Annotated in this window: 10 protein-coding genes; 6 read left to right on the forward strand and 4 right to left on the reverse strand. The window is 61.1% G+C overall.

The window, feature by feature from the left end:
* Positions 1-78: 78 nt before the first annotated feature.
* The 3 genes from KI235_RS18190 to KI235_RS18200 form a co-directional block, all read right to left on the reverse strand.
* The gene (locus KI235_RS18190; RefSeq protein ID WP_003202904.1) at positions 79-1563 is read right to left on the reverse strand and encodes a helix-turn-helix transcriptional regulator; all 1485 of its coding nucleotides are present in this window, start codon (positions 1561-1563) and stop codon (positions 79-81) included.
* A gap of 84 nt (positions 1564-1647) precedes the next feature.
* Positions 1648-2931, reverse strand: coding sequence for a Zn-dependent hydrolase (locus KI235_RS18195; protein ID WP_212795209.1), 1284 nt, complete (start codon positions 2929-2931; stop codon positions 1648-1650).
* Between the two features lie 133 nt (positions 2932-3064).
* On the reverse strand, positions 3065-4543 hold the full coding sequence (locus KI235_RS18200) for an NCS1 family nucleobase:cation symporter-1 (protein WP_003202908.1): 1479 nt from the start codon (positions 4541-4543) through the stop codon (positions 3065-3067).
* A 613-nt stretch (positions 4544-5156) separates the two neighbouring features.
* Between KI235_RS18200 and hydA the strand changes: the two genes are divergently transcribed.
* From hydA to preA, 3 genes are all read left to right on the forward strand, one after another.
* Entirely contained in the window at positions 5157-6596 is a 1440-nt protein-coding gene (gene hydA / locus KI235_RS18205) for a dihydropyrimidinase (RefSeq protein ID WP_212795210.1), read from the forward strand.
* 175 nt (positions 6597-6771) lie between these two features.
* Positions 6772-8139, forward strand: coding sequence for an NAD(P)-dependent oxidoreductase (locus KI235_RS18210; protein ID WP_212795211.1), 1368 nt, complete (start codon positions 6772-6774; stop codon positions 8137-8139).
* The gene (preA, locus tag KI235_RS18215) at positions 8140-9414 is read left to right on the forward strand and encodes an NAD-dependent dihydropyrimidine dehydrogenase subunit PreA (RefSeq protein WP_003202911.1); all 1275 of its coding nucleotides are present in this window, start codon (positions 8140-8142) and stop codon (positions 9412-9414) included.
* 143 nt (positions 9415-9557) lie between these two features.
* Here preA and KI235_RS18220 read toward each other — a convergent pair whose 3' ends face one another.
* Positions 9558-10178: a TetR/AcrR family transcriptional regulator gene (locus KI235_RS18220; protein ID WP_003202912.1), complete on the reverse strand. Its 621-nt coding sequence runs from the start codon at positions 10176-10178 to the stop codon at positions 9558-9560.
* Between the two features lie 848 nt (positions 10179-11026).
* Between KI235_RS18220 and KI235_RS18225 the strand changes: the two genes are divergently transcribed.
* From KI235_RS18225 to KI235_RS18235, 3 genes are all read left to right on the forward strand, one after another.
* Positions 11027-12256 carry an OprD family porin gene (locus KI235_RS18225; protein ID WP_223601957.1) on the forward strand — a complete coding sequence of 410 codons (1230 nt, stop codon included), beginning with the start codon at positions 11027-11029 and terminating at the stop codon, positions 12254-12256.
* 174 nt (positions 12257-12430) lie between these two features.
* Positions 12431-13252 carry an NAD(P)-dependent oxidoreductase gene (locus KI235_RS18230; RefSeq protein ID WP_003202917.1) on the forward strand — a complete coding sequence of 274 codons (822 nt, stop codon included), beginning with the start codon at positions 12431-12433 and terminating at the stop codon, positions 13250-13252.
* Positions 13253-13294: 42 nt separating this feature from the next.
* On the forward strand, positions 13295-14200 hold the full coding sequence (locus KI235_RS18235; RefSeq protein ID WP_013693600.1) for an SMP-30/gluconolactonase/LRE family protein: 906 nt from the start codon (positions 13295-13297) through the stop codon (positions 14198-14200).
* Positions 14201-14258: the final 58 nt, after the last annotated feature.

Genomic DNA, 14258 nt, shown 5'->3' on the forward strand with positions numbered 1-14258 from the left:
CACTGACAGCCTAAGGAACCGAACCCCCATGCAAAACCCGAATTTGCACCAGCATGTCCGGTGCATTTGCACTGGCTATCATGGTGCCTTCATTCGCCATTCGTTAGCGAACAAACCCCGCTCCCGTGCCCAGACAATCGCCTCGCTGCGGCTATGGACATCCAGTTTCGAATACAGCGTAGCGACGTGATTGCGCACGGTATTGGGCGCCAGCTTCAGGCGCGCGGCGATTTCCTTGTCTGCCAGGCCTTCACAAATCAGCCCCAGCACGTCGCGCTCCCGGGCCGTCAGCTCGGTGAATGACACACTGGGCACCTGGGCGTTGATGCTCTTCACGTTAGCCAATTTTTCAATCAGGGTCCGACTGAACCAGGAAGCGTCTTTCATCACCTCTTCGATTGCCGCCACCAGCTCCAGCTCCGAGCGTTTGCGCTCGGTGATGTTCATCAGCACCAGCAGATAGCAAGGCTTGTCCTGGATGACCACCGTATCGGCAGCGACCTCACAGTCGATGAGTTCGCCGCCCTTCTTGTGCACCTTGACGTCGATACTTGAAACAGCGGCAGCCTTTTCCAACCGGGCAAACAGCGCGGCGCTGGCATCCTTGTCGAGAAAGCCGATTTCCTCCACGGTTTTGCCCAACAATTCTTCGCTGGCGTAACCGGTGGTCTGGAGAAACGCCTCATTGATTTCCAGCAACTGCTGTTCGGCGCTGCACACCAGGGTGGGTACGGGCGACAGGCGGAACGACTTGGCAAAGCGTTCCTCGCTCTGGCGCAGCGCGGTTTCTGCCTTGCGTCGCGGCTCCATGTCCATGAAGGAAAACAGCATGCAGTCTTCGTCGTGCAGGTCCAGCGGCTGGCCGGCGACGATCACCTGCTTGGTGGTGCCGTCGGGCAATTTCAACTCGGCCTGCATTTGCGGAATGGTCGCGCCCTGCCCCAGGCGCTCAATGGCCAGGTCGCGTCTTTCGGCGGCTTCAAGCACATCAAGCTCATACACCGAACGCCCGATCACCTGCTCGCGGCTGTAGCCGGTCATCTCCAGGAACCCCGGATTGACCTTGATATAACGCAGGTCACTGAGGCGACAGATCACCGCCGGTGCCGGGTTGGCCCCGAAGGTTTTCTCGAAGCGCTGCTCGGCGCTGGCCCATTCGGTGGCATCGCTGAGGATCAGCACGAGAAGCTCCGGTTCGCCGTTGCGGTCGGCCAGCACCATGCTGCGGATCCGATGCACCCAGGTGCGATCCGGATCGGCCTGGGGCGTGACTTCCACCAGCACATCGCTGAACTCATCGCCACGGGCAACCCGGGCGATGGGGTAGTTGTCGTCGCTCAGCGGGTGGTTGTTGCGATAACGCAGATTGAAACGCCGGGCGTATTGCCTGGCCGTGGTGCCCAGCTCACTGAGGTCCTTGACCCCATGCATCGCCAAGGCCGCCGCGTTGGCCCAGGCAATGGTCTGGTCGACCTCGATCAACATCACCCCGTCGGACAGTCCGGCAATGATCTGCAGCAATTGACGACGGTTGGTATCGGTGGTCGGGACTTGCTGATTCATTGGGTCTCCATGTAGTCAGTAGGTTTCAAGCATGGATGCGTTGAAGGTTACGACCACATGGGTTTGCAATAGTGCATCGGCCCTTCACGCCGCCATGCGCCCCTCGGCAATCGCTTGTGAGGCGGCCAGCATCGCTCGCAGCAGCACCGCGCAACCGGCGGCGAGGTCGTCCGGGGCGGCGTTTTCGATTTCGTTGTGGCTGATGCCGCCTTCGCAGGGGACGAAGATCATCCCGGCCGGGCCCAGTTCGGCGAGGAAGATCGCGTCATGGCCAGCGCCGCTGACGATGTCCAGGTGGGACAGGCCCAGCCCTTGGGCAGCGCCGCGTACGGCGTCGACGCAGCCCTTGTCGAAATACAGCGGCGGGAAGTCGGCCGTGGGTTTCAAATCGAAGGTCAGGCCGTGTTGCTGGCAGGTGTCTTCGATCATCTGCTTGACCTCGGCGATCATCGAATCCAGCCGCGCCGGTTCCAGGTGACGAAAGTCCAGGGTCATGCGCACTTCGCCGGGGATGACATTGCGCGATCCCGGATAGGCTTGCAGGCAACCGACCGTGCCGCAGGCATGGGGTTGATGACCCAAGGCGGCGCGGTTGACGGCGCCGACGATGATCGAGGCGCCCACCAGGGCGTCCTTGCGCAGGTGCATCGGAGTCGGGCCGGCGTGGGCTTCGACGCCGCGCAACGTCAGGTCGAACCACTTCTGCCCCAGCGCGCCCATTACCACGCCGATGGTCTTGCCTTCGTCTTCGAGGATCGGCCCCTGCTCGATGTGCGCCTCGAAATACGCCCCCACCGGATGCCCACTGACCGGGCGCGAACCGGCATAGCCGATGGCATTGAGCGCCTGGCCAACGGTGATGCCTTCGGCGTCGACCTTGGCGAGGGTTTCTTCGAGGGTGAATTTTTCCGCGAACACACCGGAGCCCATCATGCACGGGGCGAAACGCGAGCCCTCTTCGTTGGTCCACACCACCACTTCCAGCGGTGCTTCGGTTTCGATGCTCAGGTCATTGAGGGTGCGCAGCACCTCCAGCCCGGAGAGCACGCCAAAGCAGCCGTCGAACTTGCCACCGGTGGGCTGGGTATCGATGTGGCTACCGGTCATTACCGGCGGCAGGTTCGGATTGCGCCCCGGGCGACGGGCGAAAATATTGCCCACCGCATCGATGCTGACGGTACAGCCCGCCGCCTGGGTCCATTGCACGAACAGATCGCGGGCCTGGCGGTCGAGGTCGGTCAGGGCCAATCGGCACACCCCGCCCTTGACCGTGGCACCGAGCTGGGCCAGGTCCATGAGCGATTGCCACAGGCGATCGCGGTTGATGTGCTGATGGGTGGATTGCAGAACGTCGATGGCTGCGTTCATGGGGATCTCCATTTTTCCAGGCATGTTTTTGGTGTACTTGAGGCCGCCATCGCGAGCAAGCTCGCTCCCACAGGGGATCTGCATCCACCCAAATCCAGTGTGGGAGCGAGCTTGCTCGCGATAAGGCCCTCCTTCACACCGCTGTTTTGGCAACGGACGGGCTTGCTCGCATACTGCACAACCCGTAATAAATCACCCCGCCCAGCGCCGAGCCGGTGAACCAGCCGTAGCTGTAGAACCAGCTGAACGCATCGCTGCCCAGGGACAGCAGCGTCAGCACCACCGGCACGCCGAAGGCAATGAAGCCGTTCCAGTTCCACGCCGGGTAAACGTCGTCGCGGTACAGCCCGGCCAGGTCCAGTTGCTGTTTCTTGATCAGGAAATAATCCACCACCATGATCCCGGCAATCGGCCCCAGCAGGCTCGAATAACCCAGCAGCCAGTTGGAATAGACCGACTCGAGGCTGACCTCGGACACGATCAGGCCAAGTTTCTTCAGCAGCTCGTGGGCCATCAGCGCCAGCCCCACCAACCCGGTGAGCATCACCGCCTTGGTGCGGCCGATCAGTTTCGGCGCCAGGTTCTGGAAGTCGTTGGTGGGCGAGACAATATTGGCGGCGGTGTTGGTCGAGAGCGTGGCGACGATGATCAGCACCATGGCCAGGGCCACCCACACCGGGCTCTGGATGTGCCCGATCAAGGTCACCGGGTCGGAGACGGTCACCCCCACCAGTTTTTCCGAGGCCGCGGTCATGACCACGCCGAGGGAAGCGAACAGGAACATGGTCAACGGCAGGCCGATGATCTGCCCCACGATCTGGTCTTTCTGGCTCTTGGCGTAACGGCTGAAGTCCGGAATGTTCAACGACAGCGTGGCCCAGAAACCGACCATGGCCGTCAGCCCGGCCAGGAAATAGCTGGTCACGCCGGCGCCTTCTGGGCGTTTGGCCGGGACCGCCATCAGCTCAGTCAACGAGACATTGGGCAACGCCCACACCAACAGCCCCGCCCCCACCAGCACCAGCAGTGGCGCAGACAAGGTTTCCAGCCACTTGATCGACTCGGCACCGCGCAGCACCACCCACAGGTTGATGACCCAGAACACCATGAAGCCGATCACTTCGCCGGTGCCACCCAGACTCTTCCAGCCTTCGAACACCGAACCAAGAAACAGGTGGATCGCCAACCCGCCGAACATGGTCTGGATGCCGAACCAGCCACAGGCCACCAGGGCGCGAATCAGGCACGGCACGTTGGAGCCAATCACGCCGAAGGACGAGCGCAACAGCACTGGAAACGGAATGCCGTACTTGGTTCCGGCAAAGGCATTCAGGGTCAGGGGGATCAGCACGATGATGTTGGCAAACAGAATCGCCAGCAGCGCCTCGCCCACCGTCAAGCCGAAATAGGCGGTGAGCACGCCGCCGAGGGTGTAGGTCGGCACGCAGATCGCCATGCCCACCCACAATGCGGTGATGTGCCATTTGTTCCAGGTTCTCTCGTGCACCTTGGTCGGCGCGATGTCGTGGTTATAACGGGGGCTGTCGAGGACGTCGCTGCCGGCTTCAAGCTCGAACAACCCGTCGCGCTCAGTCACTGTTGATCTGGTCATGTCCGCTCCACTGTTTTCATTATTTTTGCTCATCGACTGGCGATGGCCGGAGTACTTGCACGCGTGCTACCGACCACCCCGCCAGACCACGACAGCACTCAATAACCGTGCCGAATAACGCGCCGAGCTGACCGGACGATCGATATAACCTTCTCAAACATTTGATATCTAAAGATTTAAAGCCATTTAACCGCCCTGCTTCACTTTGTGCTCATCGACTTGAGGCTAGATGACCTGTACGTCCTGTCGAGTTCGAGATTCAAAGTGGTGCACCCCGAATCAAGGCGAGGTGTCTGGGCCGCACTTCAAGCGCTTTCAAGCCGCTGATTTACCATGACAAATCTCGCTCAAATAACGATCCTGTCAAGTGCGTCAAAATGGTGAGCAGGCTCACCATTTTGGTGATTTTAAAATTTAATTCTTTAATTTCAATTACTTAACAACTTAACAAGCTTATAAAAAATAATCTTGATCATTTCAATAACTCCAGCTAGCGTCTAATCCTGACAGTCGTGACAAGAATACAAATCTGCACGACGTCGTCACTTAATAACCGTGATCGATAAAACATAAAGAACCGGCAACAGTCGGTCATGCCTGCGAGGAACTCGGAATGTCTCTGTTGATCCGTGGTGCCACCGTTATTACCCATGATGAAAGTTACCGCGCCGATGTGTTGTGTGCCGACGGCGTGATCAAGGCCATTGGTGAAAACCTGGATGTTCCGGCCGGCGTCGAAGTGCTCGATGGCAGCGGCCAATACCTGATGCCCGGCGGCATCGACCCCCATACGCACATGCAGTTGCCGTTCATGGGCACAGTCGCCAGTGAAGACTTCTTCAGCGGCACGGCGGCGGGCTTGGCCGGGGGCACTACATCGATCATCGATTTCGTGATTCCCAACCCCCAGCAATCGCTGATGGAAGCCTTTCATCAATGGCGTGGCTGGGCCGAGAAAAGCGCCAGCGACTACGGTTTTCACGTGGCCATCACTTGGTGGAGCGAGCAGGTCCGCGAAGAAATGGCCGAGCTGGTCAATCATCACGGCGTGAACAGCTTCAAGCACTTCATGGCCTACAAGAACGCAATCATGGCCGCCGACGACACTTTGGTGGCGAGCTTCGAGCGCTGCCTGGAACTGGGCGCGGTGCCCACCGTGCACGCGGAGAACGGCGAGCTGGTCTATCACCTGCAACGCAAGTTGCTGGCCCAGGGCATCACCGGGCCCGAAGCCCATCCGTTGTCGCGCCCTTCGCAAGTGGAAGGCGAAGCCGCGAGCCGCGCCATCCGCATCGCCGAAACCCTGGGCACGCCGCTGTACCTGGTACACGTGTCCACCAAGGAAGCACTGGATGAAATCACCTACGCCCGCAGCAAGGGCCAACCGGTCTACGGTGAAGTACTCGCCGGGCATCTGTTGCTGGACGACAGCGTCTATCGCGACCCGGACTGGCAGACCGCAGCCGGCTACGTGATGAGCCCGCCCTTCCGCCCGCGCGGGCACCAGGAGGCGCTCTGGCACGGCTTGCAGTCCGGCAACCTGCACACCACCGCCACCGACCACTGCTGTTTCTGCGCCGAACAGAAAGCCGCCGGGCGTGACGACTTCAGCAAGATCCCCAACGGCACCGCCGGTATCGAAGACCGCATGGCGGTGCTCTGGGACGAAGGGGTCAACAGCGGCAAATTGTCGATGCAGGACTTCGTCGCCCTCACCTCCACCAACACCGCGAAGATCTTCAACCTCTACCCACGCAAGGGGGCGATCCGCGTCGGCGCCGATGCCGACCTGGTGCTCTGGGACCCACGAGGCAGTCGCACGATTTCCGCCAAGACCCACCACCAGCAAGTGGACTTCAACATCTTCGAAGGCAAGACCGTGCGCGGCGTGCCCAGCCACACCATCAGCCAGGGTCGGCTGGTCTGGGCCGACGGCGACTTGCGAGCCGAGCGCGGCGCCGGGCGCTACATCGAACGGCCGGCGTATCCGGCGGTGTTCGATTTGCTGAGCAAGCGGGCGGAGTTGAATAAGCCAACCGCCGTGAAACGCTGACCCCAGGATCGTTCCCACGCTCTGCGTGGGAATGCCTCTGGGGACGCTCCGCGTTCCGCTTTGGGACGCAGAGCGTCCCGGGCTGCATTCCCACGCGGAGCGTGGGAACGATCGAGGCACCCGAAAAACCACTGCCCACCAGAGGCAGCACCTCAAACACCGTGAGGCCCACTCCATGATCCAGCCCTTGAGTCACCTCCCCCATTCCCAGGAAGACCCGGCCACCCTCGCCGCTCGCTTCAGCGACCTGGCACCGCCACTCAACGCGCGCCAGGCCCACCTGGAAGCCTCCCGGTGCCTGTACTGCTACGACGCGCCGTGTGTGAATGCTTGCCCAAGCGAAATCGACATTCCTTCGTTCATTCGCAACATCCACCAGGACAACGTCCAAGGCGCGGCGCAGAAGATTCTTTCGGCCAACATCCTCGGCGGCAGTTGCGCTCGGGTCTGTCCCACCGAGGTCCTTTGCCAGCAAGCCTGCGTGCGCAACAACGCCCAGGAATGCGCACCCGTGCTGATCGGCTCGTTGCAGCGCTATGCCGTGGACAACGCCCACTTCAGCGAACACCCCTTCCAGCGGGCCGCCGCCACCGGCAAGCGCATCGCCGTGGTCGGGGCCGGGCCGGCGGGGTTGTCGTGTGCGCATCGCAGCGCAATGCACGGCCATGAGGTGGTGATGTTCGAAGCCCGGGAGAAAGCCGGCGGCCTCAACGAATACGGGATCGCCAAGTACAAACTGGTGGACGATTACGCCCAACGTGAACTGGACTTCCTGTTGGAGATCGGCGGCATCGAAATCCGCCACGGCCAGAAACTCGGCGAGAACCTGAGCCTGAGCGACCTGCACCAGCAGTTCGACGCAGTGTTCCTCGGCCTCGGCCTGGCCGCCAGCAAACAACTGGGCCTGAGTGACGAACAAGCGCCAGGGCTGCTGGCCGCCACCGAGTACATCCGCGAACTGCGCCAGGCCGATGACCTCAGCCAGTTGCCCCTGGCCGACCGTTGCATCGTCCTCGGCGCCGGCAACACCGCCATCGACATGGCCGTGCAAATGGCTCGCCTCGGCGCCCGGGGCGTCAATCTGGTCTACCGTCGCGGCCTTGAAGACATGGGGGCCACCTTGCACGAGCAGGACATCGCCAAGGCCAATCAGGTGCGCCTGCTGACCTGGGCCCAACCGCAACAGGTGTTGCTCGATGCCGCCGGGCATGTGTGCGGCATGCGCTTCTCTCGCACGCATCTGGAGAACGGTCGGCTGGTCATTGGCACCGACACCTTCGACCTGCCCGCCGACGCCATTTTCAAAGCCATCGGCCAAGCCTTCGACGACAACGCGCTGGTGGATCCGCTGGCCCGGGAACTCAAGCGCCAGGACGGGCGGATTTTGGTGGACGAAAACCTGCGCACCAGCATTCCCGGCGTCTATGCCGGCGGCGACTGCACCAGCCTGGACCAGGACCTCACTGTGCAGGCCGTGCAGCACGGCAAGCTCGCCGCCGAGGCGATCAACGCTCAACTGATGCTCAATGTGGAGGCTGCGTAAATGGCCGATCTGTCGATTGTCTTCGCCGGCATCAAAGCGCCCAACCCGTTCTGGCTGGCCTCCGCGCCGCCCACCGACAAGGCCTACAACGTGGTCCGTGCCTTCGAGGCCGGCTGGGGTGGCGTGGTCTGGAAAACCCTCGGAGAGGATCCGGCGGCGGTGAACGTGTCCTCGCGTTACTCGGCCCACTACGGTGCCAATCGCGAAGTGCTGGGCATCAATAACATCGAGCTGATCACCGACCGTTCGCTGGAGATCAACCTGCGGGAAATCACCCAGGTGAAAAAGGACTGGCCGGACCGGGCGTTGATCGTGTCGCTGATGGTGCCCTGCGTCGAAGAATCCTGGAAACGCATCCTGCCCTTGGTGGAGGCAACCGGCGCCGACGGCATCGAGCTGAACTTCGGCTGCCCCCACGGCATGCCGGAACGCGGCATGGGCGCGGCGGTCGGCCAGGTGCCGGAGTACGTCGAGCAGGTGACCCGCTGGTGCAAGACTTATTGTTCGCTGCCAGTGATCGTCAAGCTCACGCCGAACATCACCGACATCCGCGTAGCCGCCCGGGCAGCCCATCGCGGTGGGGCGGATGCGGTGTCGTTGATCAACACCATCAACTCCATCACCAGCGTCGATCTGGACCGCATGGTCGCCCTGCCCAGCGTCGGCAGCCAGAGCACCCATGGCGGTTATTGCGGCTCGGCGGTCAAGCCGATCGCGCTGAACATGGTCGCCGAAATCGCCCGTGACCCGCAGACTCAAGGCCTGCCGATCTGCGGCATCGGTGGCATCGGCAGTTGGCGCGACGCCGCCGAATTCATCGCCCTGGGCAGCGGTGCGGTGCAGGTCTGCACGGCGGCGATGCTGCATGGTTTCCGCATCGTCGAAGAGATGAAGGACGGCCTGTCGCGCTGGATGGACAGTCAGGGCCACGCCAACCTGCAAGCGTTCTCCGGTCGCGCGGTGGGCAACACCACCGACTGGAAGTACCTGGACATCAACTATCAGGTCATCGCCAAGATCGATCAGCAGGCCTGCATCGGATGCGGGCGCTGCCACATCGCCTGCGAGGACACCTCACACCAGGCCATCGCCAGCCTCAAGCAGGCTGACGGCACGCATAAATATGAAGTGATCGATGAAGAGTGCGTGGGCTGCAACCTGTGCCAGATCACCTGCCCGGTGCAGGACTGCATCGAGATGGTGACGGTGGATACCGGCAAGCCGTTCCTGGATTGGAACCATGATCCGCGTAATCCCTATCATGTCACTGTCTGAGGGTTAGGGTGCCTGGACTGGCGCCATCGCGAGCAAGCTCGCTCCCACAGGGGACCGGTTGTGAACACAAAATTTATGTTCACCACAAATCCAATGTGGGAGCGAGCTTGCTCGCGATGAGGCCATCAGCCCCACCACAAATCTCAAGGCTCCAACCCAATCCCCCGCAAAATCACACTGGTCACCGTCTGCACCGCCCGCTCGAACTGCATGTCCGACAGCGGCTGGTGGTCGTTGAGGATGTTGATCTGGTGGTCGAAGTCGGCGTAATGCTGGGTCGAGGCCCAGATCATGTAGAGCAGGCTTGAAGGCTCCACCGGGAGGATGCGTTTATCCTCCACCCACTGGCGGATTTTCGCTTCCTTCATCTTCGCCCAGTCATAGAGGCTGGCGTCCAGCGCCTGGCCCAGCGTCGGGGCTCCGTGGATGATTTCGTTGGCCCAGACCTTCGAGCCGTAGGGCCGGCTGCGGGAGTGGTTCATCTTGGCGCGGATGTAGCTGCTGAGCACCACCCGTGGGTCGTCGAACATTTCGAAGCACAAGGCATCCTGCTTCCAGACCTCCAGCAGATCGAACAGCACGGCGCTGTACAGTTCGCTCTTGGTGCTGAAGTAGTAATGCAGGTTGGAACGAGGCAATTGCACTTCGGCGGCGATGTCGGCCATGGCGGTGCTGCCGAAGCCTTTCTCGGCAAAGACCTTCTCGGCGGCCAACAGGATTTTCTCGACGTTACTGCGACGAATCTCGATCTTGTGATTGCCCATGAGGGCTCCCTGGCAACAGCGTTGACCAAGACTAGCATTCACCCACTTCTGAAAACACTGGGGATCCCTGTAGGAGCTGGCGAAGCCTGCGATCTTTTGATCTTGATTGATCGTTCCCACGCTCCTGCGTGGGAATGCCGCCAGGGACGCTCCGCGTTCCGCTTCTGGAAGGTGACGCAGAGCGTCACGGGATGCATTACCACGCAGAGCGTGGGAACGATCAGGCTGCGGCGGCGGTGGAAGATCGTTCCTCACGCTCCGCGTGGGAATGCCGCCAGGGACGCTCCGCGTTCCGCTTCTGGAAGGTGACGCAGAGCGTCACGGGATGCATTACCACGCAGAGCGTGGGAACGATAAGGGTGCGGCGGCGGTGGAAGATCGTTCCTCACGCTCCGCGTGGGAACGCCGCCAGGGACGCTCCGCGTTCCGCTTCTGGAAGGTGACGCAGAGCGTCACGGGATGCATTACCACGCAGAGCGTGGGAACGATCACAAGCCTTCTGATCGGGGGGACATTCGACTAATGTCTTAGACCAGTCATCGCACAACCAATCGCCCTCATCGCTATTCTCAAGCCACGGATTCGCCCGGCGCCACGGCCTGCGATCTTGACCTCGATCGGTGACGACCATTGAAATGCCTCATTTTGAAGCGCCCTCAAGTTGGATAATTCCGATAATGGCCAGTTGACAACGAGCAGCCGCTTCCAAATAATCCCCAGCACGTTGTACGACGACGTATGACAAATAAAAACAACAAAAAGTAGGGAGCGTCATAGTGAGCACACGTGTCCGTTTTTCGCCCGACAACCGTCCAAACCGCCATACCCTTCTCAACACCAGCCCCGCCCTGATTCTGCTCGGTTGCAGCAGCCTTGCGGCGTTTCTGCCCATGACCGCCAGCGCCGAAGGCTTCGTCGATGATGCCAAGGCCACGCTGAACCTGCGCAACGCTTACTTCAACCGCAACTTCACCAACTCGAACAATGCCCAAGGCAAAGCCGAGGAATGGACCCAGAGTTTCATCCTCGACGCCAAGTCCGGCTTCACCCAGGGCGTGGTCGGTTTCGGCGTGGACGTGCTGGGCCTGTACTCGGTCAAGCTCGACGGCGGTCGTGGCACGGCCGGTACGCAACTGCTGCCGGTGCATGATGACGGGCGCCCCGCCGATGACTTCGGTCGCCTGGGTGTCGCCCTCAAGGCCAAGGTGTCGAAGACCGAACTGAAAGTCGGTGAGTGGATGCCGGTACTGCCGATCCTGCGTTCCGACGATGGCCGTTCCCTGCCGCAAACCTTCCGTGGCGGCCAGGTGACCTCCACCGAAATCAACGGCCTGACTCTCTACGGCGGCCAGTTCCGCGCCAACAGCCCGCGCAACGACGCGAGCATGGAAGACATGTCGATGAACGGCCGCGGTGCGTTCACCTCCGACCGTTTCAACTTCGGCGGCGGTGAATACGCCTTCAACGAAAAACGCACCCAGGTCGGCGTCTGGTACTCGGAACTGTCCGACATCTACCAGCAACAATATTTCAACCTGACCCACAGCCAGCCCATCGGCGATTGGACCCTGGGTGCCAACCTCGGCTACTTCATCGGCAAGGAAGACGGCAGCGCCCTGGCTGGCGACCTGGACAACAAAACCGCGTTTGCCATGCTCTCGGCCAAATACGGCGGCAACACTTTCTACGTCGGCCTGCAGAAAGTCGGCGGCGATGATGCCTGGATGCGCGTCAACGGCACCAGCGGCGGCACCCTGGCCAACGACAGCTACAACTCCAGCTACGACAACGCCAAGGAAAAATCCTGGCAAGTGCGCCACGACTTCAACTTCGCCGCTGTCGGCGTGCCGGGCCTGACCCTGATGAACCGCTACATCAGCGGTGACAACGTGCACACCGCCACCGTTGATGACGGCAAGGAATGGGGCCGTGAAACCGAACTGGCCTACACCGTGCAAAGCGGCGCGCTGAAGAGCCTCAACGTGAAATGGCGTAACGCATCGATTCGTCGGGACTACAGCACCAACGAATTCGACGAGAACCGCATTTTCATCAACTATCCATTCTCGCTTCTGTAATACCAGGATCCATTTGCCATGAGCGCATCCCATGGCAACCTGCGGCAGGGACGCCGATCCAGAGCGGTTCGTCGATCAAACGTTGACAAGGTAACGGAAGGATAAGGATATTCCCTCTCGGTCGTACGACAACTTATAACAACTGTACCTCTCATAGTTTGCTCAGGTAATGCCATGACCACGACACAGATTCGCCACCCCCTCAATCGCCTCCTATTGACCGGTGCCGCCGGCGGCCTTGGCAAAGTTTTGCGCGAGCGCCTCAAGCCTTTCGCCCGCCACATTCGCCTGTCGGACATCGCCAACATGGCCCCGGCAATCGACGAAAGCGAAGAAGTGGTGCCCTGCGACCTGTCGGACAAGCAGGCCGTACATCAACTGGTCGAAGGCGTCGACGCCATCCTGCACTTCGGCGGTGTTTCGGTGGAGCGTCCGTTCGAAGAAATCCTCGGCGCCAACATCAGCGGCGTTTTCCACATTTATGAAGCTGCCCGCAAACACGGCGTCAAGCGGGTGATCTTCGCCAGCTCCAACCACGTCATCGGTTTCTACAAACAAGACCAGACCCTCGACGCCCTCTCCCCTCGCCGCCCGGATGGTTACTACGGCCTGTCCAAGTCCTACGGCGAAGACGTCGCCAGTTTCTACTTCGATCGCTACGGCATCGAGACGGTCAGCATCCGCATTGGCTCGTCGTTCGCCGAACCGCAGAACCGCCGGATGATGAGCACCTGGCTGAGCTTCGACGACCTCACTCAACTGATCGAATGCTCGCTCTACACCCCGAAAGTCGGCCACACCGTGGTCTACGGCGTGTCCGCCAACCGCGACGTCTGGTGGGACAACAGCCAGGCCGCACACCTGGGTTACCAGCCCAAGGACACCTCGGAAATTTTCCGCGCCAAGGTCGAAGCGCAGCCGATGCCGGCCGCCGATGACCCGGCCATGGTTTATCAGGGCGGCGCCTTTGTGGCGGCCGGCCCATTCGACGACTGATTCGCTGTTTTTCATGGGATACGCACGCACAAAGGAATCACCATGCAAGCCGAATTGATTGTCGATGCACGCAACGCCGTCGGGGAAAGCCCGGTTTGGGTCCCCGAGGAAAATGCCCTGTATTGGGTGGACATTCCCAGCGGTGGCCTGCAACGCTGGAATGCCAGCAGCGGAAAAATCCAGGGCTGGGAAGCCCCTGAAATGCTCGCCTGCCTCGCCCGTCACCAGGACGGTGGTTGGGTAGCGGGCATGGAAAGCGGTTTCTTTCGCCTGCACCCAAATGATGACGGCAGCCTGGACAGCGAACTGTGCGCAAGCGTCGAGCACAGCCGTACCGACATGCGCCTCAACGATGGCCGTTGCGACCGCCAGGGCCGCTTCTGGGCCGGCAGCATGGTGCTGAACATGGGCGCCAACGCGGACGCGGGCCAGATGTATCGCTTCGAGGCAGGCCAGCGCAGCCCGGTCGAGGCGCAACTGAGCGGTTTCATCGTGCCCAACGGCCTGGGTTTCAGCCCGGACGGACGCACGATGTACCTCTCCGATTCACACCCGCTGGTGCAGCAGATCTGGGCTTTCGACTACGACATCGACAGCGGCACGCCGTCCAACCGGCGGCTGCTCGTCGACATGATGCCGTTGCCCGGTCGCCCGGATGGCGCCGCGGTGGATGCCGACGGTTGCTATTGGATCTGCGCCAATGATGCCGGGCTGATTCACCGTTTCACCCCGGACGGACGTCTCGACTGTTCGCTGCAAGTGCCGGTGAAAAAACCGACCATGTGCGCCTTTGGCGGCAGTCGCCTCGACACCCTCTTCGTCACCTCGATCCGCCCCGGTGACGACAACGACCCGCAGTCCCTGGCCGGTGGCGTGTTCGCCCTCAACCCCGGCGTCAAGGGCCTGGCTGAACCTGCTTTCGGAGGACGGGAGTACTCCGCGAACTGATCTGCTTCACCGATTCACTGGATGAGCCATAAAAAAAACAACAAGACTGGAGATTGAC

Origin of the sequence: Pseudomonas sp. St386 (assembly GCF_018325865.1) — a bacterium.
GTDB classification, from domain to species: domain Bacteria; phylum Pseudomonadota; class Gammaproteobacteria; order Pseudomonadales; family Pseudomonadaceae; genus Aquipseudomonas; species Aquipseudomonas brassicacearum.

Excerpts from the sequence above, each read along its gene's own strand:
- KI235_RS18195 (WP_212795209.1), bottom strand. The coding sequence starts at position 2,931 with ATGAACGCAGCCATCGACGTTCTGCAATCCACCCATCAGCACATCAAC.
- KI235_RS18200 (WP_003202908.1), bottom strand. The coding sequence starts at position 4,543 with ATGACCAGATCAACAGTGACTGAGCGCGACGGGTTGTTCGAGCTTGAA.
- KI235_RS18220 (WP_003202912.1), bottom strand. The coding sequence starts at position 10,178 with ATGGGCAATCACAAGATCGAGATTCGTCGCAGTAACGTCGAGAAAATC.
- KI235_RS18210 (WP_212795211.1), top strand. The coding sequence starts at position 6,772 with ATGATCCAGCCCTTGAGTCACCTCCCCCATTCCCAGGAAGACCCGGCC.
- preA (WP_003202911.1), top strand. The coding sequence starts at position 8,140 with ATGGCCGATCTGTCGATTGTCTTCGCCGGCATCAAAGCGCCCAACCCG.
- KI235_RS18235 (WP_013693600.1), top strand. The coding sequence starts at position 13,295 with ATGCAAGCCGAATTGATTGTCGATGCACGCAACGCCGTCGGGGAAAGC.
- KI235_RS18190 (WP_003202904.1), bottom strand. The coding sequence starts at position 1,563 with ATGAATCAGCAAGTCCCGACCACCGATACCAACCGTCGTCAATTGCTG.
- hydA (WP_212795210.1), top strand. The coding sequence starts at position 5,157 with ATGTCTCTGTTGATCCGTGGTGCCACCGTTATTACCCATGATGAAAGT.
- KI235_RS18230 (WP_003202917.1), top strand. The coding sequence starts at position 12,431 with ATGACCACGACACAGATTCGCCACCCCCTCAATCGCCTCCTATTGACC.